The organism is Paracoccus sp. MBLB3053, assembly GCF_031822435.1.
Lineage (GTDB): Bacteria > Pseudomonadota > Alphaproteobacteria > Rhodobacterales > Rhodobacteraceae > Paracoccus > Paracoccus aurantius.
Map to the genome: position 1 here is coordinate 1 of NZ_JAVQLW010000006.1, position 23,012 is coordinate 23,012.

The following is a 23,012-nucleotide window of genomic DNA, read 5'->3' on the forward strand; positions in this document are numbered from 1 at the left end:
ATGGGCATCGGTGAGAGCTTGCTTTGCCTTCGCCAGGCGCTGAGAAAACTGCTGCTGCAGAGCGAGAAGATCTTCCAGCGAGAGCTTTCGACGCCATTGGCGATTGGTTGTAGTGATCAATTCATGGATATCTGGCCAAAGGGAGAGTTCGGGCTGGATGTCAGCACCATGGGCTGCCAAAGCGATGAGGTCGCGTCGCATGAGGCTGAGCGCTTCGCGAAGGCGCCTGATTTCTTCTTCACCTTGGCGAGCCGTGTCTGCGGCCTGGCGAATTTCGACAGAACGATGGAGTAGGGGGGAAAGATCGAAGCCGAAGGCTACGCGAGACTTTTTGTCATTGCGGCAATAGCGCTTTCCATTTGGACTGTCGCGTCGCGCAATGATCCCCGCTGAAACTAGGTTCGCGAGATGCCGACGCATGGTCGAATCAGCCATGCCGTTCAGCCGCTCGCAAATGGACTTGTTCGACGGAAAAACAACCATCTCCGACCCGTCAGCAAGTTCGTCGTGGGGAAAGTAGCTGATTAGCCCTTGTAGAACCGTCAGGTCGCGTTCGCTGAGATCGAAGGCAGCTTTCGCTTTGGACAGCTCTCTGAACAGCTCCCATTTGTTTTGGGGGCGAAACGGCTTTGTCGTTAGCGAATTCGTGTTCTGGCCTTGCATGCGGCCGTACGAGATCGGCCGCATAAACGGCGAAAGGGGAATGTAATCCATCTTTTCGATCACGAAGACAAAAAATACCCGGCCCGCGAATCGAATGACTCTTGCGGGGTAAGCGGCGGGTCGCTAAATTCAGAAGTGCGAAAACTGAGAGTAGCGGGTTCGCCTGCTATGACCTGATAGGGTCTCGCGAAGTTAGCTTCGCGGGGCCTTTTCTTTTGCCTGTATCGTGCCTCCTTCTTTTTGTGTTGCTCGTCCTCAGTCTTCCTTGCGCTTCCAGCGCTTGTGAAGTTCGTTAATCAGAGTGGAGGCGTTGAGCTCAATCCACTTGATAAAGTCTGGCTCGGTTGTTTGCAGATCAAGCTTCAGTCGCTTGCCGCGGCTCGAGGTTTTTATGATCGCTGAGCCCACACCGTCGATATGAAGCGACGGGGCATTTGCCGAGGGGGCTATGCGGACCTGGGTGGGCTTGCCTGCTTCGGACAAGACCGCAAGGAAGGCGTCATCAGATGACTGTTGCGAGGGCAGGGCGGTCCGCTTGGCCCGCAAGGCAGCTTCTATGAGGCGAGACCGATCGCTTGGATCCGCGGAAATCGATTTCTTCAACTCTTCCCAGCGTGGCCTGCCAATACCGGGTGCAGGCCCGATAACTTGGATCAGGTCCTCGCCAACAGCACGCACGACACTCAAGAGTTGTGAAACCCCGGCTTCGGTTAGTCCTAGAATTTCGGCGACACTCTTGTTTGTACGCTCTGCACTTTCCAGTTGATTTCCATCCAGTAGCGCCGATGCGACAAGTGCGCGCTCGATAAAACTCAGATCCCTTCGTTCCAAGTTCTCTATCAATTGATCTTTCAGGGCCTGCTCGTCGTCAAGCTCGGCCACGATCGCCCGGACTGGCTTTCCAAGCAAACGGCATGCTTCAAGCCGCCTGCGGCCATAGATGAGCCGATAGCGGTCGCCAGCCAGCGGGCGGACGAGAACTGGGACACGTTGTCCATTCTGTTCGATGGAGTTCTTGAGGCCGTCGACATCAAGGTCCAGACGGTCGGAGAGTCGGCCATCGATTTCGATCTGACCGGCGTCAAGCTCAGAGATACCACCGCGAAGTCGCCGTGCGCCTTGCACATCGGGTGCGCTGAACAGGGTGCTGAGGGCTGGATTGACCTGTCCCAGTCGGGGTTTTCTAGACATCGCGCCCCCAATTCCGTTGAATGAGTTGGGTAATCTCGTCGTTCACAGCATTCATTGAGTCGATCGCGCGGTCGAATGTCGTTCGCGTGAAGTCCTTTCGATCGACTTCGTAGAGGGTCTGTTTGGTCAGGCCCGCATCCGAGATCGCCGTCGATTCAACCATATGGTTGACGAGGACGGAGCGTCCGAAAAGACTCCGAATGAATGCAATGACCTCAGTTTGCGGTGCATCGCCCACTTTGTACCGTGTTGGCAGAAAGCGCAGCCAATCGTAGTTGAGATTGGCACCGGCCTCGCGAATGACCCCGAGAAGATCCGATGTCATTCGCAGGAACTGTGACATCGACATGAGGTCGAGCATCTGCGGATGGACGGTCACGAGCACCCCTGTCGACGCTGACAAGGCAGACATCGTGAGAAAGCCGAGCTGAGGAGGGCAGTCAATGACCACGACATCGTAGTCTGCCTCCACCTCATCGATCACGTCACGAACGCGCGTAAAGAATGCACGGGCGCCGCCGCGTTGAATGGCTGCAGGAGTTTCGTGCTCAAACTCCATCAGTTCCAAGTTTCCAGGAATCAGGTCGAGACCATGGATGTAAGTTTTGCGGATCACGTCCGAGATGGGAACTGGTTCGCTATATCGCACCGCATCGTATAGGGTGCCGCCTTCCATCAGATCGATTTCGGGCTGAATGCCATGTAGCGCAGAAAGGGATGCCTGCGGATCCAGATCGATCGCCAACACCCTGAACCCTTTTAGGGCCAGTCGCTGCGCAAGATGGGCGGAGGTAGTGGTTTTCCCGGAGCCTCCTTTGAAATTTACGACTGAAACAACTTGCAGCTTGTCGCCGGCGCGGCGCCCCGGCAGATAAGTCCCTTGCTTTTTGGCATTGGCATCAAGCGTTTGACGGATCTCCCAGACGTCCTCCAAGCTGTAACGCCGGTGATTACCAGCAGTCAGTTCGACATCCTGGATTTTCCCCTCGCGATGAAGCTTGCGTAGGTAGGTATGATCCACACCAAGAAGTTCTGCTGCCTCTCCGCTCGTGAGAATGCGCATGGACTTTCTTGCGTCTGGAGGAAAGTGAACTTCCCTCTGGGCATGCAGATTCGCCGCAAGAAGCTCCGCGTACCGACCAATCGCGATATCAAGATCGTGCTCTGTCTCGCTCATGTCCCGCCTGAAACGTGGGCGCGGTTTTTTTCTTACCACGCGTTATTTTTCGAGACTATCCATCACAACAGCAGAGTCGCGCAAGCATTTTTTCTTTGCGTGTGGGAGAAGTTGCTATGGTTCGCTGTTGCAATGACTGAAAAGCAAAAAAATCGAGGCAGCTATCCTTTGGTATCAGCGAAAAACCTTGCGACGTCACTATCTGTGGGCGTTAGGTCTTGAGTGGCTCAAAGCTACGCGGCTTCGGTGGACGAACTCTGGCATGGCCCGCGATGAACGCGTTTGTTCAGAAACCCTGATGAAGAAAATCTAACGCGCGCGTGATCTGTTCGGATTGCACCGCCAGCGAGCCGACCTGCTGACGTAGAAGTCCTGCTGGCACCGCTGAGAGGAACTGGGTGACCATGACATGCGGGCGTTCAGCAATGTCGAAGACCGGGTTCAGAACCGACATTGGTCGAGGTGCTTGCGCGAGCGGCATCAGCGGCACGACCACGCGCGTGTTCAAACCATCCAATAGATCGGATTGAACATCCAACAGAAAACCGTCACCGGAAAGTGCTGGGTATAGCGTGAACCGGCTCATCAGAATGGCTTGTAGCGTTCAAGCGGGAGGCCGTTTTCTTCGACCCAAGCGTTCGACGCCGCCAAGGCTGTGGCATTCTCGCGTTGCCAGCGTTCTGCTTGTGCATGGCGGACGGCTTGACGCAAGCCTGCTTCTGCAGCGCGAGACAGATTGATGTTAAGTGCCCGCGCTTCAGCCAGCAACGTTTGGTCTAGCGAAAGGTTTGCCGGTTTGCGCACACCATCAGTTTGGATAGGGGGCATTAGACTTCTCCATCAATGCGCCCACATTATGCGCATAATAGATGCGCGGCAAGGGCGAAGGATTCAGCTGGAATGCGCTTAGTTCGCCTTTAGTTCTGATCTGCGACCAAACCGTATCTCCCCAGGATGCGGGCTCGAAGATCCGCCAGACTGACTCGGCCTGCTTCTAACTCAGTGAAGTCGGCACGCGCCCGTGCGTAGAGTTCCAGCCCCTCAATCTTCTGGCTGGCGATGGCGCTCCTGATGAGGCCGCCAAAGAAACCCTGAGGCGATGCAGATGCTTTGGCGGCAGACGCTGGCTTTGATCGCATGATTCTTGTCCATACCATCGCAAACTTGAGACTATCGAATGCTGAAACAAGTGCACGGCTGCATATGTGGCATTGATAGCAATGCGGAAGGGCAGGGCGGTTGAAAATTTTCGGGTTATAGACGAATGCCCCCGCTTTCCCAGCACCTGACTTCGTCGGATAGCGCGGTTCGGAAAGTTGTCCATTTATCATGATAATTGCGCCTTAGCGTGAGTGATTTCACCGCGTTCAGTATTTCACAGTGATCCGCGTATGTGACCAATAAGGCGGATTACAGGCATTTTTACGAACTCATAATAGTTCGAACGCCATCACCGGGGCTTTGCAGGTGGACGAATAAGGGCCTCTTATCGACTGTCTTTCATGTGTCGTCAGCCCCGAGCCGAAAGAAGAACCGCACCATCTCGGCGCTGGCATTCGGCCCTGTCGGATCAACATAGGAGCCAGACGGATTGCCTCCGGACCAGGCATGTCCCAGCCCGTCGATCTTCCAGTATTCCATCAGCACCGTTCCGTCACTCGCTGTCGTGGTTTCCCGGACGTAATTGCGACCGTTCTGGTGGCTTGTCGCTGTCTCGAAGAGCGTCACCTCGGGGCCGGCGCTCAGGACATCGCGGGCGATGCGGTCGGCGTTGGCTGGGTTGACAGTGAGGTCCGCGCTGCCCTGAAAGATAATGGTTGGAATAGGGCTGCGTTCTGCCGGACGCTGCGGTTCGGCGAATGCGCTCCCCGCCATCGCCGCGAAGGCCGAAGGAACGTCGCGGGCAATGCCGTGGGCCAACCCGGCATGGGTGCCGACAGCGGCGAAGACCTCTGGATAGGTCTGCCCCAGAATCACAGCCATTGCCGCGCCCGCCGACAACCCGGCAACGAAGGTTTCCGCAGGCCTGATACCGTGGGTTTTGGCAACATGAGTGGCGATACCGGCAAGGATTGCCGGTTCTCCCCGGCCGCGGCGCTGGTCTGCGGGGCTGAACCAGTTCCAGCAGGACTGGGCGTTGTCGCCACGCGATTGCTGTGGGTAGACGACGACGAACCCATGTTGCTCTGCCAAGGCGTTCATCCCGGTTCCTATCGCGAAATCGGCATTGGTCTGCGTGCAACCATGCAGCATGAGGACCAGTCCCTTGGCACCTTTACTGGCGCTTGCGGGAACATAGGTCAGATAGTCACGGGCACCTGGCTGGCAAGTGAACCGGTCTGTCTTAAAGCTGGCGCCAAGCGGGAGCGCTTCCGGAACTGGCGCAGGGTGCATTTGCCAGTTCAGCATGTCGGTCATGGCCGAGAGCGAGTTCAGAGCGACGGGTTCGCCGCCATCAGCCATCAATCCGTGTTGGGCCGGCGTGCGGCGCACGAGAGCATTGGCGGCAATGGGGCGGCCATCGGTGAGCACCCGGCGCATCGCGCCGATATCGAGAGGTTTCATTCGGGTGTTCCTCAATGAAAATGGGTTAATGGATGCGGCCTTCCAGAGCCTGCCGGACCTCGGAACTGGCCTGCAGTGCCCCGAGGACGGTGATCGATCCGATGACAGCAAGGGCAAGATCCGGCGTCACGTCGGGCGCAATCCGCGCGAGACCGACCACCTTGACGTGAAGTATCTCCCCGGCATCGCGCAGAGCCGCAAGTTCGGCGCGACTGTAGTCGCGCAGCCCCAGTTCCATCGTGTTGCGCTGGATCGAGCGCGTGACGACTTCGCCATGACTGTCAAGATGGTTGCGGATCGCGGTGCGGATGAAATCGCTTCGGTTCGAGTAGAAGCCCTCCTGCACCAGCAGATCGATGCGGCCAAGGTCGACAAAGCCAAGGTTCAACGTGATTTTTTCGCTATCCGGCGTCTTTTCGCGAAGCTGGCGAATTGGTGCCATGGCATATCTCCATCCAACTGGATGGTATATGGATGGTTAAATGGCGCGTTCAAGGGGGCTAAGGCGTTTTCCGAGAGCAATTTGCATCATGTAGATCGATGGAAAAATAGGGCCAGACGACGTGGTTCCGGATTCCTTTTGGAGCTCACGGAGCGGCTTTGTTGCGGATGTTCTCCTTGCGGAGCCTGAATCACGTCATCTCAGGAAACTCAATGGGTCCTGAGCCTAGCAATCCCATGACGGCCTGCAGTGGCGGGGCGGACAACGCAAATTGGTGGACGTCGCGATGGATTACGGTTTCGGCGACCAGTCGTTCTTCTACCGCGCCTATCGCCGGAAATTTGGCGATGTGCCAGGTGATGAGAGGACACGTCAAAAATTGGCGCATAAGTCCAAGTGGTCTGACGCATCGCGCAAAGACGAATCGAGCCCCAGCGGCGATCCTGACTCGAAAAGCTACATACCAGAGAGCCAGCCATGCTCGATCATGCGGATCAGACCGTATCCTCTCCGATAGCTATAGACGGGACGTCCGTCGAGGCAGCCACGTTCGAAGTAACCAATCCCGCGACTGGTCGCGTTTCCGGTCGCGCCCCGCGCGGCACGATAGCGTATCTGGATGCCGCCGTCGCCGCCGCAGATCGCGCAGCCGCCTGCGAGGCGATCGCCGCCAAGCTGGAAGAGCACACTGAAAAAATCGCCGTGCTGATCGCCCGCGAGCAAGGTAAGCTGCTGAATGGCTTGGGTTCGCGCTTCCAGATGGGGAGTGCCGTCGCCCGGACCCGGGACACCGTCACCCTGTCGGCACCGGTCGAGGTGCTGCAGAACGGCGATAACGGCCGGGTAGAACTGTATCGCTGCCCGCTCGGCGTCGTCGGCTTCATCACGCCGTGGATCTGGCCGGTAATGATCGCGATCTGGGACGCGGCGGCTGCCACTTGCGCTCGCTCCAGTTCTGGTAGCAGGGATAGGGGAATACACAGGTCATGTCACCGCGGGCCACCTACATCCTTCCCTACGCCGATTGCCACACCATGGAAGGACCCGGCAACTATCAAGGGCGGGATCTCGTCCCTCCTCGGATCGGTCGGCCATATTGGGGCCACTGATCGGAGACGGACCTACGTCACGCACGTGTCGGGCGTCGTAGGCACCTCGCTTTCGGATGCCGGGATCGTGGAGGTAATGAATTTTATCCGCGACGCTTGGGCCGAAGACACGACCCCTTCACGAAAGAATAAGTTACGCGCCGCCGGGTAATCTCGGTATCGGACATCATCGCCCTGCGCCGCGAGATCGTTGCCGAACTGACCGAACAGGGCGTCGACCTGGCCGTAGTGGATTCACCGCTATCTTCCCGAACCACCCAACAAGCAAGGAACACAGAATGTCCGATTTCCAACAGGAAACTTCCCTGTCCCTAACCCGCCGCGATCTGCTGAAATCGACGGCGGGGCTAGCCTTTGCCGCGGCTTTGTCACCTGGTGTCGCAACGGCCGCATCTGCCGACAACACCATCACCGACATGGGCGTGATTTCGCTGACGCGGGCAATTCGCAAACGCGACGTTTCGTGCCGCGAGGTGATGGACGCCTACCTGGCCCGCATCGGCGAGGTGAACCCCACCTATAATGCGATCATTTCCCAAAAGGATCCCGAGATCTTGCTGCGCGAGGCCGATGCCGCGGACAAGGCGCTGGCATCGGGTGCAGAGGTCGGGCTGCTTCATGGCGTACCGCAAGCCCCCAAAGATCTTGCTGCCACCAAGGACATACCCACCACGCAGGGTTCGCCTATTTTCAAGGACTATATTCCCGCGCAGGATGCGATTGTCGTTGAGCGCGCCCGCAATGCCGGGGCAATCATAATCGGCAAGACAAATACACCGGAATATGGTCTGGGTTCGCATACGTACAACCCGCTTTTCGGCACTACTGGTAACGCATGGAACCCGGCCTGGACCGCTGGGGGGTCGAGCGGTGGCGCGGCGGTCGCGTTGGCGCATCGCATGCTTCCCGTCGCGGATGGCAGCGACATGATGGGGTCTCTGCGCAACCCCGCCGGCTGGGCCAATGTGGTCGGTTTCCGCGCAACCGCCGGCCGTGTGCCCTACGGCCCCACCAGTGAGGTGTTCTTCCAGCAACTTGGATTTGAAGGTCCGATGGGGCGCACCGTGGCCGATACCGCCTATCTTCTCTCGGTTCAGGCCGGCTACGATGCAAGGACGCCGCTTGCTCTGGATAACGATCCCGCGATCTTCCGGCAGCCGTTGGACCGTGACTTCACTGGCGCGCGGATCGGGTGGCTGGGCGATTTCGACGGATACCTGCCGATGGAGGACGGTGTTCTTCGTTTGTGCGAACAGGCTCTTGGATATTTCCGCGACATCGGATGCACGGTTGAAGCGGCCAGCCCAGGCTATGATATGGCGTCGCTTTGGCAGACCTGGCTCGTAATGCGCGGATTCATCATCGCGGGGATCGCAGCGCCGCTTTACAAGAATGAGAAAACGCGTGCCCTGATGAAGCCCGAGGCGATCTGGGAAGTAGAGAATGGCCTGGCGCTGACGGGCGAACAGATCTACGAGGCCAGCATGCAACGAAGTGCATGGTACCAGGCGATGCGCACTTTGTTCGAGACCTATGATTACCTTGTTCTGCCGACCGCGCAGGTATTCCCGTTTGATGCCAAGATGGATTGGCCGAAGGAGATCGCCGGTCGGCAGATGGACACCTACCACCGCTGGATGGAAGTCGTAATCCCAGGAACCTTGGCAGGTATTCCTTCGATCGGGGTCCCGGCCGGTTTCACCGCATCCGGCCGACCGATGGGTCTGCAGCTCATGGGGCCGAGGCTGGCAGACCTGTCGGTCCTACAGATTGCCCATGCCTATGAAATGGCCAGCGGCTTTTCCAAGCTGAAACCTTCGTGAACGCCGGGGGGAAATTGCCTTGTATGCTTTGAGCTTCACTCCATCCAGAACGTTCGTCCCGGAGCATCTTGGTATCTCGTCTGGGAAGACATGCCCCGCTACTCGATCATTTCTGTGGCATCCTGAATGGATGCTGTCTCTGAGCGTGGTGTAGGTTCTGGCTGAGGTGGTCACCGGCGATGTTCGATTAGGGTCTGGTTGCTTACGCCAACCTTGGACCGAGAGGACCACCGATGACCACCGACATGATGAGCTTCCGCGACCTCGTGGAGAAGGCCCCCGACGCTGATCTTCTGCGCGAGATGATCGGCTTTGCGGCCGAACGGCTGATGGAACTGGAGGTCGGCGCCGTGACGGGCGCAGCCTATGGCGAGAAGGACCCCGCGCGGCGGGCGCAGCGCAACGGCTATCGAGACCGGGACTGGGAGACGCGCGCCGGGACGGTCGAGCTGCGCATTCCGAAGCTGCGGAAGGGCAGCTACTTTCCGGGCTTCCTTGAGCCCCGGCGCATGGCCGAGAAGGCGCTGACGGCGGTGATACAGGAGGCCTATGTTCAGGGCATCTCTACTCGCTCCGTCGACGGCCTGGTCAAGGCCATGGGCATGCCGGGGATCGGCAAGAGCCAGGTCTCGCGTCTGTGTGAAGAGATCGACGGCAAGGTGAAAGCCTTCCTGACCCGCCCGCTCGAAGGCGATTGGCCCTACCTCTGGATTGACGCCACCTACCTCAAGGTCCGGCGCGGCGGGCGGATCGTGTCCGTCGCCGTCATCATCGCCATTGGGGTGAACGCCGACGGGCGGCGCGAGGTTTTGGGTTTGGAAATAGGCACTTCCGAGGCCGAGCCGATCTGGACCGAGTTCTTGCGCAAGCTGACGCGGCGCTGCCTGCGGGGCGTGAGGCTGGTGATCTCGGACGCCCATGAAGGCATCAAGGCCGCGGTCTCGAAGGTGCTCAGTGCCACTTGGCAGCGCTGCCGCGTCCACTTCCAACGCAACGCCCTCGCCCATGCCGGGAAGAGCGGGCGCAGGGTGGTTTCCGCCTTCATCGCCACCGCCTTCGCCCAAGACACGGCCGAGGCCGCCAGCACCCAGTGGCGCGCCGTGGCCGATCAGATCCGGCCCTGTCCGGCGTCAGGGCCTATGGGACAGATTTGGTTGATTGATGACGGGAGGGTTTCTGGCACATCGTAGCTTTCAAGGAGCGAAGATGAGCAAGAAACCCGTTGATCAGAAAGTCGCCGCCGATCGCGCGGTGAGAGACATTCGCCGTGCGACGCGAAAGGTCCATTCGGCGGAGGAAAAGATCAGGATCGTCCTGGCCGGTTTGCGCGGCGAGGACAGCATTGCCGAGCTGTGCCGGCGCGAGGGGATCGCCCAGAGCGTCTATTTCAGCTGGTCGAAGGAGTTCCTCGAGGCTGGGAAGAGGCGTCTGGCGGGAGACACCGCCCGGCAGGCCAACAGCGCCGAGGTGAAGGACCTGCGGGCCGAGACCGCAGCGCTGAAGGAAGTCGTCGCGGATCTCACGCTCGAGAACCGATTGCTAAAAAACCGTCCCGGGCCTCTGCCCGCCTGTGCGCGGTATAAACAGCCTGTGCTATGCTACGCCCGAAGGGCAGATGCCGACTGCTTATTGGTGGACTGGACCCCGTTAAAAAACGTGGCACATGGGCCGATGCGCACTTGAGAGTGGTGACGCCGCCATCGCGGCGATCCCGGTTAGGAAGATGACGAACTTGCATGGCCCACGCCCTTCGCCTGGAACGGAGGAGATGCCATGACGAAGCGCAAATCCGGTGGCCACCCGGACCTGAAGATGGTCAATCCCAATGCGGCCGCGATCGATATCGGCTCGACGATGCACATGGCGGCTGTGAACCCTGACACCGACATCATGCCAGTGCGTGCCTTTGGAACATTCACCCAGGATTTGCACGACCTTGCCGACTGGTTCCGGTCGTGCGGTGTCACCAGCGTGGCCATGGAATCGACCGGCGTTTACTGGATACCGGCCTTCGAAATCTTGGAAGCGAATGGCTTCGAGGTCATCCTCGTGAATGCCCGCTACGCCAAGAATGTGCCAGGCCGCAAAACCGACGTCAGCGATGCCGGATGGCTGCGCCAGCTGCATTCCTATGGTTTGCTACGTGGCAGCTTCCACCCCGAAGCCGAGATCGCCACTCTGCGCGCTTATATGCGCCAACGCGAACGTCTGACAGAGTATGCAGCCGCTCACATCCAGCACATGCAGAAGGCGCTGATGGAGATGAACCTGCAATTGCATCATGTGGTGTCGGACATCACAGGCGCAACGGGCATGCTGATCATCCGTGCCATCGTCGGTGGAGAGCGTGATCCCGAAGTTCTTGCCGCCTTCCGGGATGTCCGCTGCAAGTCATCGATGGGCACGATCAAAGCCGCGCTGGTCGGTAATGATCGCCCGGAGCATGTCTTTGCTCTCACACAGTCGCTGGAGCTATACGACTTCTACAAGGCGCAGATTGAGGCGTGCGACCGCAGGCTGGAGGCGGCGGTTACCGCGCTGACTGTCCGGGCCGACGATGATCTGGCTCCGCTGCCGAAGGCACGGATCAAAGGCAAGCAGCACAACGCGCCGTCTTTCGATGTGCGGGCCGCGCTTTACGGGGTTTTGGGCACAGACCTGACGCAAATACACGGTCTTGGCCCGTCGCTGGCACTGAAGCTGGTGGCCGAATGCGGCACGGACCTGCGCGCTTGGAGAAGCGCAAAGCACTTCACGTCTTGGCTCTGTCTGGCCCCTGGGAACAAAATATCGGGGGGCAAGCTGCTGTCCTCACGGACACGCCGATCCTCCAGTCGTGCGGCCGCTCTCCTGCGCCTGGCTGCTGTCACGATTGGCAAAAGCGACACGGCCTTGGGCGCGTTTTACCGTCGGCTGTCATCCCGCATAGGCAAGCAAAAGGCAGTAACTGCCACAGCGCGCAAGATCGCAGTCTTGTTCTACAACGCCATCCGCCATGGCATGACCTACCAGGATCAGGGGGCGACAGCCTACGACGAGCGACACCGGCAACGCGTGTTGTCAAACCTTCAACGGCGCGCCAAGGCTCTCGGATTTGCATTGGCGCCCATCCCCGAGACCGCGGCTGTTTCTTAGGAAAGCATGAACGGGGCTGGGGGCGACGACGCATGAGATATCCAGCCTCTGAAAAGCTTGAGATCATTCGGCTGGTCGAGGGCTCGCATCTTTCGGTGCGACGCACCCTGACAAAACTGGGGATCGCACCTACCACCTGTCTCACGCTGGTATGATCGATACGTGACAACTGGCCCCGAAGGGCTTGAGGATCGGCCAAGTCGGCCGAGCCGGGTCTGGAACCGGATCCCCGATGAGATGCGGGGCCAGATCATCGAGATGGCTCTGGATGAAGCGGAACTGTCGCCCAGAGAGTTGGCCGTGCAGTTCACTGATACCAAAAGCTATTTCGTGTCAGAAGCTTCCGTGTATCGGCTCTTGAAAGCGCATGACCTGATTACCAGCCCGGCCCATATCGTGATCAAGGCTGGCGAGGAGTTCAGAGACAAGACCACGGCGCCGAACCAAATGTGGCAGACCGACTTCACCTATCTCAAGATCATTGGCTGGGGTTGGTTCTATCTCTCGACCATTCTCGACGACTATTCCCGCTACATCGTCAGCTGGAAGCTTTGCACCGATATGAAGGTGGCCGATGTGACCAGCACGGTGGGCATGGCGCTGGATGCATCGAGCAGCGGCGGTAGCAGGCCAGAGCAAAAGCTACGTCTGCTTTCCGATAACGGCGGTGCTTATATCGCGGGGGATCTGGCCGACTGGCTTGAGGAAAGGGGCGTCGAACAGGTCCATGGCGCGCCGGGACATCCCCAGACCCAAGGCAAGATCGAGCGCTGGCACCAGACGCTGAAGAACCGCATCCTGCTAGAGAACTATTACCTTCCGGGTCAGCTCGAAGAGGCAATCGCCGCCTTTGTCGAGCATTACAACAACCATCGCTATCACGAGAGCCTCAGCAACTTGACCCCGGCAGATGTCTATTTCGGGCGTGGCCCCAAAATCCTGGAAGAAAGGGAGAAGATCAGAAAAGAGACCATCCAGAACCGCCGCTTGAACCATCAGCGTCAGGCGGCATAATCTCAAACCGGTGCGCCAGGACCCTCTCGTCCAAAATCAGGCCGCCTGCTCCAAATCATTCGACGACGGACAATCCGGCCCAAGGTGCCGAAGCTCGCCACCATCATGGACGAGGCAGAGCATGACGTGCTGGCCTACATGTCGTTCCCCAAGGAACACCGCGCAAAGCTGCACTCGACGGATGAGATCGACAAGACTTTCGCCGCCCGATTAGTTATTCTTTCCTCGTGCGGTCGACCTCGTGGTGAAGCGTGGCGTGTCGGCTGGAAGCGTCACCGGGCAGCCTATTCAGTCCCTGCCGGTTTGAGGCGGTCGCACACCGACTTCCTGTCCCGAGAGGACGTGACTTCCGGGCTGAGACGAACTGCTCGTAGCTCTTCTCGGCGTGTTCGGCGATCTTCATCTCGTGGTGGCGCATGTCCTTAACGTTGTAAGCATAGCTCGCGCCGCGCCAATTGCCCTTCTTTTGAGGCTGCCCGGCCACCAGTTCCATGGCGCGCAGCTTGTGGGCCACCAGGCTTGGCCGGGCCCAACGGTAGTCCTCGCCGTTCGTCAGCATGTGCCAGCACAGGGTGGCAAGTTTGCGCGCGACTGCAACCGCGGCGATCTGATGGCCGCGACGCGCCCTGATGCGGATGAAGAACGCGCGCAGAGGACCGGGTGCTTTCGCAGCGGCCCAGGCCGCCTCGACCAGCATGGCGCGGGCATGGCTGCGCCCGACCTTGCTGATGCGGCCATGGTGGGCAGCGCCCAGGCCTGACTGGCGGACCCGCGGGTTCAGGCCAAAGTAGCTCACGAGCTTCTGGGCCGAACTGAACCGCTCGATGCTGCCGATTGCTGCCATCAGCCCGGCGGCAACCGCCAGATTGACGCCAGTGATCGTCAAGAGGCGCTGGATGGCCTCATCATTCGCTGCGTCCTGGGCGATATCCCGATCAAGCATGGCGAGGTCTTCGCCGAGACGATCCAACTCGCGGACATGACGGGCAATCGCAGCCCGCTCGTCTTCGGGAACGGGCTGGCGCGCCAGCCAGTCCCGGCCGCGTCGATTGAACAGATCCGCGTGCGGACACTTCGGGATCAGATGCGCATGTAAAATAGCATGCACCTCGTTCTTGATCCGGGTTCGGTGCCGGACAACCTGATAGCGGCGCGCGACAAGCCGGCGCAACCGCTCCGTGGCTGCATCTGGGGTCCAGATCTCCGGCAGATAGCCGACAGCATACAGGCTTGCCAGCGTCGCTGCGTCAACCTTGTCGGTCTTAACATGGGCATGGGCGATAGCCTTCACCTGAAGCGGATTGGCGATCACCACGCGCGCAACGTGAGGCGATAGCACCCGCGACACGGCCATGCAGTTGCCGGTCGCCTCGATGACGACCTCGTCTGTTCTGAGGAGCTGCCGACCAAAGCCCTCAAGCGCCGTTCGTGTCATGTCGACCCGGCCTTCGTGCCGGGTCAGGCCGTTCTCCCAGATCACCACCTCTCCAAAGGTGCGGTGGATGTCTATGCCGATTACGCGTCGCATGCGCGCCTCCCTTGCCAGTGACAACAGGCGGGAGCGGCGGGCGACACGACAACTACGGATCCGCGCTCTCAGCGCAACCGGGCGAGTCGCAGAGGCGGTCAGCTACTAACTCGAGCTCAAAGCTCATCCAGTGCATCGACCTGCCCGCACTTTCGTGCTCCCGGTGCCTCTATCCCGGATGCTCTCAGCATACACCCCGAGCAAGAACTTGGGGCCGAACATTGGCACCGGCATCATCATACCGGTTACGAACTCGATCGAACGGCTGAACGGTGAGATCAAGCGCCGCACAGACGTCGTCGGCATCTTCCCGAATGACGACGCCATCGTCCGCCTCGTCGGTGCCTTGCTTCTCGAACAAAATGATGAGTGAGCAGTCCAGCGCGCCCGTTACATGACACTGGAAACCATCGCGCCGATGGGCGAAGATCCCGTCATCAGCCTGCCCGCTGTGGCATCCTGATCAAGCAGGCCCGCGCCGAGCATCACGGTGACGATCAACGCCAGCTACACCACTCCGTGGGACAGCATCGGACGGTGCTCTCATTCCGGATGCCTAACCAACACTGCCATCCCGAACAAGTTGGCAATGCCAGGCAAGTTGATCCCGAATTCACAAGGAGTGCGTCTGCGGCGCTCCTTTGAGTTGCTGGGGGACGGTCAGAAGCGGATATTGACGCCAACGACCGGGCCGCTCAGCGTGATGGCGGAATCGAGGCCGCCAATTTCCTGCTCCAACTCCATGTGGCGATACCCTCCCGCCACTGCCCAACGCTCGCTGAATCGGTAGCCGACTGTGCCGACGGCCTGCCAGCTCGTTTCGTCGCTTGAGGTCAGGCCGTGGTCGAAATAGGCGTTGGCGAACCATTTTTCGCCAAAAGGCGCACTGAACCGACCCGCGACAAGTGGCACGACCCAGCTTTTGTCCCCACCAAAGGAGCGGTCGGACACAGCGGAAGCCGCGGCTTCCAGATCAACGCTCAAATCAACGTCAAATGCACGCAGCCCCACCCCGACATCTGCGGTCAGTTGCGGGCTGTCTGCGTGGGGTGCAATATGGACGCTATTCCGGCGATGCCGCGTTGACAGCAGAGTTCGAGTTGCGGCACCAGTTCACGCCCCGTTGGGCAAGTCTGGTTTTTGGCGGCCATGGAGAGACGTATGTCGACGACTCCCGCCTTTACGACGCCGAGGATGATATCTGGACCTGGGGTGCAGGCTTTCGCTATCGCATTGCACGCAAGATGGGAATCGACGCCGGGATCGACGTGGCGAAGGGCCCGGAGGATACGATATTCTACATCCAGTTCGGCCATGCTTGGATGCGGGCAATGGATTGAACGCATGTCTCCACGCTGTCGACCTGATCTGCCCCCCGGAATGTAAGCGACGTCTGCCTTGCGGTCGCACCACACGCAATCGGCAATGTATTTTGCGCGGAACAGATTTCTGGATGGTTGGCTAAGGCTGGTCGAAGATCAACCACCCCGGATGACGGGAAAAGGTCAAGTCCGCTCATGGCCAGATCACGGAGTCTAGGATAGGATGTAGAGAATGCCTTCTCCAATGCGGCGGTGCAGAAGTGACGTGGTCGGTACCGATGTGGGAAATAACCGACTTGCGCGCTGGCACTGCTGGCGAGGTCGCGGAAATGGCGCTCGAAATCACCAACCTTCAGGCTTGAGGCATATTTGTTTACAAGCGCCCGCGTCGGCGCGATTTCAAAGGCTGCGATCTCGCAAGATGTGCCGGGGTAGCCAGTTTAGGCGATGTGGCGCGGTGATCGCAGCCTGATTTCGACATCCTTTCTCAGGACGACAGGCGTGCCTGCACCATGTGTCCTTCGGTGTTCCATCGCCGCGGCCTGATCACCTCCCGCGCCATGGTATGGACTGTCTGCCCCGCCAACGGCGGCGTAACATATTTCGACAACGAGCGTTGGTTGCGACGGCCCAGCATCTGCCAACCTTGAGCCCCTGGATTGAAGCTTTCGCTAGGGACATCATGCGCAAAAACTATCTCATGGCGCTCAAACAGGATGTGGAAGTAATGCGCCGTCCTCCCCGGTAAGCTGCTTACACCAGGCAGGCCAAGAAGCGCCTTAGCGGCTACAAGCACTTCGCCCCCGCGATCCGAATGGACAAGCATCCGGTGCTGAGGTGACACCGCAAGCCGTTTCGTATTTCCCAGAACGCCTCGCTCGAACACCACCGGCGCGTTTTTTTCGCTGACAGTAACGATGCTTTGACCGATCCAGACGATGGGCTGGTATCCGTTATCAACGGTCTGGATCAAATCTCCTGGCTTGAGCATGAAGATCGGAAGTGCGCCGCGATTTGTGTTGAGCGTCGTTCCACCGGTGAAGCACACGAAGAGGTCGTCATAGCTGACGTCGACGACCTCGCTATATTCTCCGGTGAACACGTAGGTTGTGTTCGGATCCAACTCGCTCGAAGAGGCAAAGCCGACAATTGAACCGCCCGCATCCATTCGAACGGCGTAGATGGTGACGGCGTCCGCTGGATCACTTGAGCCTTCAGGCATGATCACATAGGAATAGTTCGGCTCGATACGTGTGCCGTCATCATAATCGGTGCCGTTGATCATCTGACTGCCGTCCAGCCTCTGGGTACTGTCACCGTCGGCGAACTCCGTGTCGTCATCGACGACACTTACGGTGGTCGGATTTGCACCAGGGTTTAGGGTCAGTTCAACGCCGCCCATCGCTGTATTGGCCTCATTGCCCTCGGCGAATGCATCCCCGGCGGTGACATGGCTGACTTCCCATAACGTAAAATTCGGCATCGTGCTCTTCCTTCGATTGTGGATCAGGCTTCGAAAGTGGAAGCAATACTTCGTACAAGCAGTCTAACGTGCATTTAGGATTATTATTGCCTAGCAGATCAAGCATATCGACCCTTCAGCTGACACGGCGACGAGGCCGCATATCTACAATAAGCAAACCAGCGGTTCTCCCTCCACGACAGAGAAGTGTTCTGGGCTATTTTGCGAAGAGAGTTTCTGCCCATTCGTGACTTGTACAGGCGGGTAACTCGTTCATGACCCTTGCGGATGCTGCCGAAGCGCAGGAAGCTTTGCGTAGATAATTCGAGGAACGGACGCATGGCGAGATCGGCCGCAAGTCCAGATAATACTAAAGAATTCGGGGACTTAGACTGACAAGCTACCCCGTGCATAGCCGCAAAACTCTGTCTTCGGACGGTAGCAGATTCGTGGGCGGATCATTTTTACCATATGCTTCGATATGAGCCGAATGAATGTCGGGCATCATAGCAGCACAAATCGGGAGGATGAGATCTCAAGCGTTGCCCAGCCCGCTGCCAAGCCGCTGACTGAAGGTCTGTCCATCGGCGACGCGCTGTTTTCGATCAAGGTCTTTCTGGCGGCGATGCTGGCCTATTGGATTGCCATCCGTTTTGGGCTGGATCGACCCTATTGGGCGGTGGGGACCGCCTATATCGTGTCGCAACCGCTTTCCGGCATGAGCACCTCGAAAGCGGTCTACCGTCTGCTCGGCACGGTGATGGGCTGCATCGTGACGCTGATCATTCTTCCAGCTCTCATCAATGCGCCCGAACTTCTGATCCTGACAATTGCGTTCTGGGTGGCCTTTTGTCTTTACATCAGCCTGCTTGACCGGTCGCCGCGCAGCTATGCCTTCATGCTGGCGGGTTACACGACACTGATCACCTCGATGTCGCTGGTCGTGAGCCCGAGCGAAGTCTTCGATTTCACGGTATCGCGCATGGAAGAGATCGGACTTGGCGTCATCTGCGCGGCTCTGGTCAACCGGGTGGTGTTCCCTAGCCATGCGGGGCCTGTGCTGGTCGCGCGGGTCGATGACTGGCTGCGTTCTGCCTCGGCGCTTTCGGCCGAGACATTGCGCAGGCAGGGTCATGAGGAAGGTGCTGCAGAAAGGCGGCGGCAATTAGCTGCCGATGCAGTCGATCTTCGTGGCCTGACCACCCATGTCGCCTATGACACCGCCCGGCACCAGGACCAGGTGCGATTGCTGCGCACACTTCAGCAGCGTATGGTGGTGCTGCTTCCGCTGCTATCGGCGCTTCGTGACCAACTTGCCGCGCTGGAGGTTGCCGGGGATCGGGACCCGTCACTTTCTGCCCTGACCGAGGACATCTCGACATGGGTCGAGACGGCAAGAGCCGACCTGCCGCAGGCTGAGGGGCTCCGACGGCGGGCAAGGGAAATCGAGCAGCTTCGCATGAACGGCGGCACATGGGCCGATGACGTCGCCATCAATCTGGCCCGGCGGCTGGCGGAGTTTGTCGGCATCTGGTCCGACTGCGCCATCCTCCGCAATGACATCAGCAGCCAAAGGGTTTCGCAACATTCCAAGGCGCTGATGGCGCAACTTGTTCCGTCCGGGCATATTCACCGCGATCACGGCATGGCGGGTCTATCCGCGCTTTGCGCAGGGCTGGCTATCATCGGCGCGAATGTGATCTGGATCGTTACGGCCTGGCCAAGCGGTGCGTCATTCGCCCAGATGAGCGGGGTCTTTTGTTGCATCCTTGCTACGCTCGACAACCCGGTCCCGGCCATGCGCCATTTCCTGAAGTTCCTCATATGTGCGATGATTGCGGCGAGTGTCTATCAATTCGCACTTTTCCCGATGCTCGATGGCTTTGTTCCGCTCGTAGCATTGTTGGGCCTGTTGCTGATCCCGGTGGGAACGCTGCTGGCCAGGCCCGCGACGATGGCAACAGGCAAGGCATTTTGCTTGAATTTTCCCTTCATGCTCTCGCTCCAGTCGGAACTGCATCTCAACTTCGAGAGCTTCTTGAACAACAATATCGCGACCGCACTGGCAATGATCTTCGCGATGGTGATGACCGGGATCATCCGCGCCATTGGTGCGACAGCGAGTGCCCGCAGAATCCTGCATATGGCCTGGCTGCGACTGGCGCAGGGTGCCGACGAGGCTTCGGATCCGTCGGATCGCACTGATCAGGCGCACAGGTCCCGTGTCGTGGCCCTGACTCATCGCATGGTGGATACGCTGGGCGTGCTGGCACCGCGTCTTGCGGCCATCCCGCCGGGCACAGGATTGTCGACCGACATTATGCGCGATCTGCGGGTCGCCATCAACATCGCCGATCTTCAGCACTACCGAAGTAAGGTCTCGGATCAGGACAGGGGGCGCATTGACAGCCTGCTGTCGCAGATCTCCGGCTTTTACCGTAACCGCAGGTTGGAGCCCGACATTGGCGCAACTTCGGTGGTTGCCAGGATTGACGACTGCCTGGGCGCGACATTCGCCAGCGCCTCGGAATCCGTCAGAGCCGAGATACGGGTGGCCTTGGCTGCCATCAGATTGGGGCTGGTTCCCGATCTTCCCTTTGGTGTTGGAACGCAGGCAGGCCAGCGATGATGCATCAGATTGACCTCTATGGTGTTTTCATTCCGACGCTTGCCGTGCTGGCTTTGGGGGCGGCCCTAGTGCATTTTCCGCTGCGACGGGCTCTCACGAAGCTGGGGTTCTACCGCTTCGTCTGGCACAGGCCTTTGTTCGATCTCGCGCTTTATATCTGCATTCTGGGAGTCGGCTTGATGATTCTGAAGGGGACAGCATCGTGAATCGCTTCGCAGGTCTCGCGGGACGGATGATCGTCACCCTTGCTATGGTCGCCTGCGCCTTGGTTCTGGGACATTATCTGTGGCGCTATTACATGGACGCGCCTTGGACCCGCGACGGACGCGTTCGCGCCGATGTCGTGGGCGTTGCCTCGGATGTATCCGGTCCGGTGCAGGCGGTGGCCGTGCGTGACAACCAGCTCGTCGCGGCCGGTGATGCCCTGTTCCAGATCGACAAGGCGCGCTATCAGCTTGCGCTCAGGACTGCCCAAGCTGCGGCGGACAGCGCCTCCGCTGCGCTGACCCAGGCGCAGGCCGACCTGCAGCGTTACGACAGACTGGCCGAAAAGGATGTCGCCAGCCAACGCAGCGACGAAGCGGCGGGGACGCTGGTGCGTCAGAGGCAGGCGGAACTGGACACCGCCATGGCCAACCGCGATCTGGCGCAACTTGATCTCGATCGCACGACGGTGCGGGCTTCGGTCAATGGCAGGATCACCAATTTCAGCCTTCGTCCCGGCGATTATTCCAGCGCCGGCGTGGTCCAGGCCGCGCTGATCGATACTGACTCCATCCATGTCGCGGGCTATTTCGAGGAAACGCAGCTGCACAAGATCAGCGTCGGAGACCCGGTGCGCATCCGCCTGATGGGAGGCGAGGCGCCAATCACCGGTTTCGTATCCAGCCTTGCCGGCGGGATTCAGGATCAGGAACGAAACGACACCGGCGGCGACATGGCGAACGTGACACCGACATTCGCCTGGGTCCGTCTCGCCCAACGCGTCCCGGTGCGCATCGAGCTGGACGATCCCGACCTGGCGCAGACCCTGATCGTCGGCCGCTCTGCCACAGTCGAGGTGCTGCCGCCGCAAAGCCCGGCCACGGCGCAGTGAGCTGATTGTATCAGGAAAGCGAAGTAGTTCGAACAGAACCTTTCGGCCTATCCAGCACTGGCTTCCCGGATGTGGCCCGCTGACAATTCGACCACTTAGACATCCTGATTCGCAGCCGGTATTCCGCTCTGCGTCTCGCGGAGGAAATCTAGCACCGCATCGTGAAGCTGGGTCAGTCCCGGCTCCTCAATCGGATAGTGCCCGGCATTCTCCAGCATGACTGTCTTGACCGGGACTTTTCGGATACGTTTCAGGAAAGGCGTGCTGTAATCCAGCGGGGTCCAGCGGTCGGCAGCGGGCTGGGTTAACAGGATCGGGCAAACGTCGAAATCCTCGGGTTCGACATCGTATCGGGCCTGCATAAAACTGCGGATGAATGCGAGGCTGACGAAGTTCCCCGCCGAAGTTCTATCACGCAGACAGGTCTGCATCGCCGCCTTGTCATTGACCAGAGCATGCATTTTGCTGACCAGCCTCATCGGTACCTTGAGTCTGCTGATGCCTGGCTGTTTGCCAAGGAAATTGGACATCGGCACCATTTCCCCAATCAGGTTATTATAGCTCGTGCCGATAGCGACTTTCTTTTCCCGCAGATCAAGGAAGGTCATGCCTATGATCCCGGCGACATTAGCACTCCGGCTGGCAATGTGATAGGCAAGCATCCCTCCAGCACTAAGACCGTAAAGGAAGATCGGGCGCGCATCGCGTTCCAGTTCGGCGGCAACGAAATCAGTGCCGGCCTGGACCCAATCCTCGTAGGTCACCACCGTGCCCGGTGCGACACGCGTCATGCCATAGGTTGGCATGTCGATTGAGACCGTCTCTATCCCGGATTGCGCGAGCGGTCTTCCAAGGATTGTGGTCATTTGGCGGCCGTTCGTTCCAACGCCGTGGAACAGTATCACGCGCACTGGTGAATCTGGTCGGCGGTAGCGGTCGAGATGGATCTGATGGCCGTGCCATGACCAGATCTCTTCCTCGGGCAAGTCGTCCCTGATTTGGTAGCGCTTGGGCAGGTGGCTCTGAATCTCTCGCCAGTTTGACTGATCGCGATAGCTCAAGGTGGTGTTCATGATGGTCCCTCTTGAATGGTCAATCAAAAAAGAACATATGTCGGTTAGCGGAAAAATCAACATATGTCGGATCATCTGAAGGTCGTACTATGACTGAATATATTCTTGCGCATCTCCCGGACGGGCCGCAGCAGGATAGAACCCGGCAAAGACTGAAGCGCACTCTTGCCGCGGCGGAAGAATTACTGCTTGAGATTGGTCCCGAGAAAACCTCGATCCCCGAGATCGAGAAACGCTCGGAAGTGCCGCGTGGCGCGATTTATCGCTACTTTCCGGACAAGTATGTGCTCTTCTCGATAATTTCAGCGGGATATATGGATTTGCTCGGCCGTGCGCTTCTTTCTCTTGAACCTAATGATCGATGGGATGAACTGCTTACCCAGGCGATCCGGTGTTCGGCAGAGTTCTACAACTCCCATCCCGTTGCGAGCATCGTGATATTCAATGGTCCGTTTACCACGCAAGACCGCGTAGCTCATCGTCAGAAGGCCGTCCAACTGATGGCCGCGATAAAGGTTCAACTCCCTACTGCGTTCAGCGAGGATGACCTCGCTCTGACCATAGAGATCGCCTTTGCGTGCTTCCGCTACGGTTACTTCCGCGACGAACACGTCTCGGACCAGGTCACGACTGCAGCTATTCGCGCCGCACTCGGTTATCTCAAGGCCGCCGTTCCTGACATAGCTTGAAAAGCCTCTGATCAAAGTCCCAAGCCCCCCTCGATTCTCCATTGCTATAGGCAATGCGAGGTGCCCCACCTTTGGGTGGGGCTTCGATTAGTTC

At 58.9% G+C, this 23,012-nt stretch carries 19 protein-coding genes and 7 pseudogenes; 14 read left to right on the forward strand and 12 right to left on the reverse strand.

Annotated features, from left to right (window positions below; translation table 11 throughout):
* The 8 genes from repC to RGQ15_RS21715 all read right to left on the reverse strand — a co-directional run.
* A partial coding sequence (repC, locus tag RGQ15_RS21685; protein ID WP_311162992.1) for a plasmid replication protein RepC occupies positions 1 to 714 on the reverse strand: 714 nt, incomplete at its 3' end.
* 204 nt (positions 715 to 918) lie between these two features.
* A complete protein-coding gene (repB, locus tag RGQ15_RS21690; RefSeq protein ID WP_311162994.1) occupies positions 919 to 1,854 on the reverse strand; it encodes a plasmid partitioning protein RepB in 936 nt (311 codons plus the stop codon).
* Entirely contained in the window at positions 1,847 to 3,031 is a 1,185-nt protein-coding gene (repA, locus tag RGQ15_RS21695) for a plasmid partitioning protein RepA (RefSeq protein ID WP_311162996.1), read from the reverse strand. The genes repB and repA overlap by 8 nt, the downstream gene beginning before the upstream one ends.
* A gap of 286 nt (positions 3,032 to 3,317) precedes the next feature.
* Entirely contained in the window at positions 3,318 to 3,617 is a 300-nt protein-coding gene (locus RGQ15_RS21700) for a CcdB family protein (RefSeq protein ID WP_311162997.1), read from the reverse strand.
* The gene (locus tag RGQ15_RS21705) at positions 3,617 to 3,859 is read right to left on the reverse strand and encodes a type II toxin-antitoxin system CcdA family antitoxin (protein ID WP_311162998.1); all 243 of its coding nucleotides are present in this window, start codon (positions 3,857 to 3,859) and stop codon (positions 3,617 to 3,619) included. The genes RGQ15_RS21700 and RGQ15_RS21705 overlap by 1 nt, the downstream gene beginning before the upstream one ends.
* An 89-nt stretch (positions 3,860 to 3,948) precedes the next feature.
* Positions 3,949 to 4,362, reverse strand: coding sequence for an antitoxin VbhA family protein (locus RGQ15_RS22425; RefSeq protein ID WP_409201370.1), 414 nt, complete (start codon positions 4,360 to 4,362; stop codon positions 3,949 to 3,951).
* Positions 4,363 to 4,531: 169 nt separating this feature from the next.
* On the reverse strand, positions 4,532 to 5,596 hold the full coding sequence (locus RGQ15_RS21710; protein WP_311163000.1) for an extracellular catalytic domain type 1 short-chain-length polyhydroxyalkanoate depolymerase: 1,065 nt from the start codon (positions 5,594 to 5,596) through the stop codon (positions 4,532 to 4,534).
* Between the two features lie 25 nt (positions 5,597 to 5,621).
* Positions 5,622 to 6,038, reverse strand: a complete 417-nt coding sequence (locus RGQ15_RS21715) for a CopG family transcriptional regulator (protein WP_311163001.1) — start codon at positions 6,036 to 6,038, stop codon at positions 5,622 to 5,624.
* Between the two features lie 477 nt (positions 6,039 to 6,515).
* On the opposite strand from RGQ15_RS21715, the gene RGQ15_RS21720 reads away from it, so the two are divergent.
* From RGQ15_RS21720 to RGQ15_RS21755, 8 genes and pseudogenes are all read left to right on the forward strand, one after another.
* A complete protein-coding gene (locus RGQ15_RS21720; protein WP_311163002.1) occupies positions 6,516 to 7,298 on the forward strand; it encodes an aldehyde dehydrogenase family protein in 783 nt (260 codons plus the stop codon).
* Positions 7,299 to 7,425: 127 nt separating this feature from the next.
* Complete coding sequence (locus RGQ15_RS21725) at positions 7,426 to 8,970, forward strand: amidase (protein ID WP_311163003.1); 1,545 nt, start codon at positions 7,426 to 7,428, stop codon at positions 8,968 to 8,970.
* Positions 8,971 to 8,973: 3 nt separating this feature from the next.
* Positions 8,974 to 9,096 (forward strand): annotated as a pseudogene (locus tag RGQ15_RS21730) (RES family NAD+ phosphorylase); the annotation flags it as partial.
* Positions 9,097 to 9,203: 107 nt separating this feature from the next.
* Positions 9,204 to 10,088 (forward strand): annotated as a pseudogene (locus RGQ15_RS21735) (IS256 family transposase); the annotation flags it as partial.
* Positions 10,089 to 10,176: 88 nt separating this feature from the next.
* Positions 10,177 to 10,521, forward strand: a pseudogene (locus RGQ15_RS21740) (transposase); the annotation flags it as partial.
* 222 nt (positions 10,522 to 10,743) lie between these two features.
* Positions 10,744 to 12,105 carry an IS110 family RNA-guided transposase gene (locus RGQ15_RS21745; protein WP_311163004.1) on the forward strand — a complete coding sequence of 454 codons (1,362 nt, stop codon included), beginning with the start codon at positions 10,744 to 10,746 and terminating at the stop codon, positions 12,103 to 12,105.
* A 2-nt stretch (positions 12,106 to 12,107) separates the two neighbouring features.
* A pseudogene (locus RGQ15_RS21750) lies at positions 12,108 to 13,119 on the forward strand (IS3 family transposase); the annotation flags it as partial.
* A gap of 72 nt (positions 13,120 to 13,191) precedes the next feature.
* Positions 13,192 to 13,314, forward strand: a pseudogene (locus tag RGQ15_RS21755) (transposase); the annotation flags it as partial.
* 142 nt (positions 13,315 to 13,456) lie between these two features.
* On the opposite strand, the pseudogene RGQ15_RS21760 reads toward RGQ15_RS21755, so the two are convergent.
* A pseudogene (locus RGQ15_RS21760) lies at positions 13,457 to 14,629 on the reverse strand (IS110 family RNA-guided transposase); the annotation flags it as partial.
* Positions 14,630 to 14,894: 265 nt separating this feature from the next.
* On the opposite strand from RGQ15_RS21760, the pseudogene RGQ15_RS21765 reads away from it, so the two are divergent.
* Positions 14,895 to 15,110, forward strand: a pseudogene (locus RGQ15_RS21765) (transposase); the annotation flags it as partial.
* Positions 15,111 to 15,307: 197 nt separating this feature from the next.
* Here RGQ15_RS21765 and RGQ15_RS21770 read toward each other — a convergent pair.
* Positions 15,308 to 15,631, reverse strand: a complete 324-nt coding sequence (locus tag RGQ15_RS21770) for a porin family protein (RefSeq protein ID WP_311163005.1) — start codon at positions 15,629 to 15,631, stop codon at positions 15,308 to 15,310.
* 98 nt (positions 15,632 to 15,729) lie between these two features.
* Here RGQ15_RS21770 and RGQ15_RS21775 point away from each other — a divergent pair, with 98 nt between their 5' ends.
* Positions 15,730 to 15,987 carry a hypothetical protein gene (locus RGQ15_RS21775; RefSeq protein ID WP_311163006.1) on the forward strand — a complete coding sequence of 86 codons (258 nt, stop codon included), beginning with the start codon at positions 15,730 to 15,732 and terminating at the stop codon, positions 15,985 to 15,987.
* A 469-nt stretch (positions 15,988 to 16,456) separates the two neighbouring features.
* On the opposite strand, the gene RGQ15_RS21780 is transcribed toward RGQ15_RS21775, so the two are convergent.
* The gene (locus tag RGQ15_RS21780) at positions 16,457 to 17,452 is read right to left on the reverse strand and encodes a Hint domain-containing protein (protein WP_311163007.1); all 996 of its coding nucleotides are present in this window, start codon (positions 17,450 to 17,452) and stop codon (positions 16,457 to 16,459) included.
* Between the two features lie 460 nt (positions 17,453 to 17,912).
* Here RGQ15_RS21780 and RGQ15_RS21785 point away from each other — a divergent pair, with 460 nt between their 5' ends.
* From RGQ15_RS21785 to RGQ15_RS21795, 3 genes are read left to right on the forward strand one after another with little or no spacing between them, the layout of a single operon-like run.
* Positions 17,913 to 20,060: an FUSC family protein gene (locus RGQ15_RS21785; protein WP_311163008.1), complete on the forward strand. Its 2,148-nt coding sequence runs from the start codon at positions 17,913 to 17,915 to the stop codon at positions 20,058 to 20,060.
* Complete coding sequence (locus RGQ15_RS21790) at positions 20,057 to 20,266, forward strand: DUF1656 domain-containing protein (protein WP_311163009.1); 210 nt, start codon at positions 20,057 to 20,059, stop codon at positions 20,264 to 20,266. Before RGQ15_RS21785 ends, RGQ15_RS21790 begins: the two co-directional genes overlap by 4 nt.
* Entirely contained in the window at positions 20,263 to 21,156 is an 894-nt protein-coding gene (locus RGQ15_RS21795) for an HlyD family secretion protein (RefSeq protein ID WP_311163010.1), read from the forward strand. The genes RGQ15_RS21790 and RGQ15_RS21795 overlap by 4 nt, the downstream gene beginning before the upstream one ends.
* Positions 21,157 to 21,251: 95 nt before the next feature.
* Here RGQ15_RS21795 and RGQ15_RS21800 read toward each other — a convergent pair whose 3' ends face one another.
* On the reverse strand, positions 21,252 to 22,229 hold the full coding sequence (locus tag RGQ15_RS21800) for an alpha/beta hydrolase (protein WP_311163012.1): 978 nt from the start codon (positions 22,227 to 22,229) through the stop codon (positions 21,252 to 21,254).
* Between the two features lie 89 nt (positions 22,230 to 22,318).
* Between RGQ15_RS21800 and RGQ15_RS21805 the strand changes: the two genes are divergently transcribed.
* On the forward strand, positions 22,319 to 22,918 hold the full coding sequence (locus RGQ15_RS21805; RefSeq protein WP_311163013.1) for a TetR/AcrR family transcriptional regulator: 600 nt from the start codon (positions 22,319 to 22,321) through the stop codon (positions 22,916 to 22,918).
* Positions 22,919 to 23,012: the final 94 nt, after the last annotated feature.

Excerpts from the sequence above, each read along its gene's own strand:
- repB (WP_311162994.1), bottom strand. The coding sequence starts at position 1,854 with ATGTCTAGAAAACCCCGACTGGGACAGGTCAATCCAGCCCTCAGCACC.
- repA (WP_311162996.1), bottom strand. The coding sequence starts at position 3,031 with ATGAGCGAGACAGAGCACGATCTTGATATCGCGATTGGTCGGTACGCG.
- RGQ15_RS21700 (WP_311162997.1), bottom strand. The coding sequence starts at position 3,617 with ATGAGCCGGTTCACGCTATACCCAGCACTTTCCGGTGACGGTTTTCTG.
- RGQ15_RS21705 (WP_311162998.1), bottom strand. The coding sequence starts at position 3,859 with ATGCCCCCTATCCAAACTGATGGTGTGCGCAAACCGGCAAACCTTTCG.
- RGQ15_RS22425 (WP_409201370.1), bottom strand. The coding sequence starts at position 4,362 with ATGATAAATGGACAACTTTCCGAACCGCGCTATCCGACGAAGTCAGGT.
- RGQ15_RS21710 (WP_311163000.1), bottom strand. The coding sequence starts at position 5,596 with ATGAAACCTCTCGATATCGGCGCGATGCGCCGGGTGCTCACCGATGGC.
- RGQ15_RS21715 (WP_311163001.1), bottom strand. The coding sequence starts at position 6,038 with ATGGCACCAATTCGCCAGCTTCGCGAAAAGACGCCGGATAGCGAAAAA.
- RGQ15_RS21720 (WP_311163002.1), top strand. The coding sequence starts at position 6,516 with ATGCTCGATCATGCGGATCAGACCGTATCCTCTCCGATAGCTATAGAC.
- RGQ15_RS21725 (WP_311163003.1), top strand. The coding sequence starts at position 7,426 with ATGTCCGATTTCCAACAGGAAACTTCCCTGTCCCTAACCCGCCGCGAT.
- RGQ15_RS21745 (WP_311163004.1), top strand. The coding sequence starts at position 10,744 with ATGACGAAGCGCAAATCCGGTGGCCACCCGGACCTGAAGATGGTCAAT.
- RGQ15_RS21780 (WP_311163007.1), bottom strand. The coding sequence starts at position 17,452 with ATGCCGAATTTTACGTTATGGGAAGTCAGCCATGTCACCGCCGGGGAT.
- RGQ15_RS21785 (WP_311163008.1), top strand. The coding sequence starts at position 17,913 with ATGAGCCGAATGAATGTCGGGCATCATAGCAGCACAAATCGGGAGGAT.
- RGQ15_RS21790 (WP_311163009.1), top strand. The coding sequence starts at position 20,057 with ATGATGCATCAGATTGACCTCTATGGTGTTTTCATTCCGACGCTTGCC.
- RGQ15_RS21800 (WP_311163012.1), bottom strand. The coding sequence starts at position 22,229 with ATGAACACCACCTTGAGCTATCGCGATCAGTCAAACTGGCGAGAGATT.
- RGQ15_RS21805 (WP_311163013.1), top strand. The coding sequence starts at position 22,319 with ATGACTGAATATATTCTTGCGCATCTCCCGGACGGGCCGCAGCAGGAT.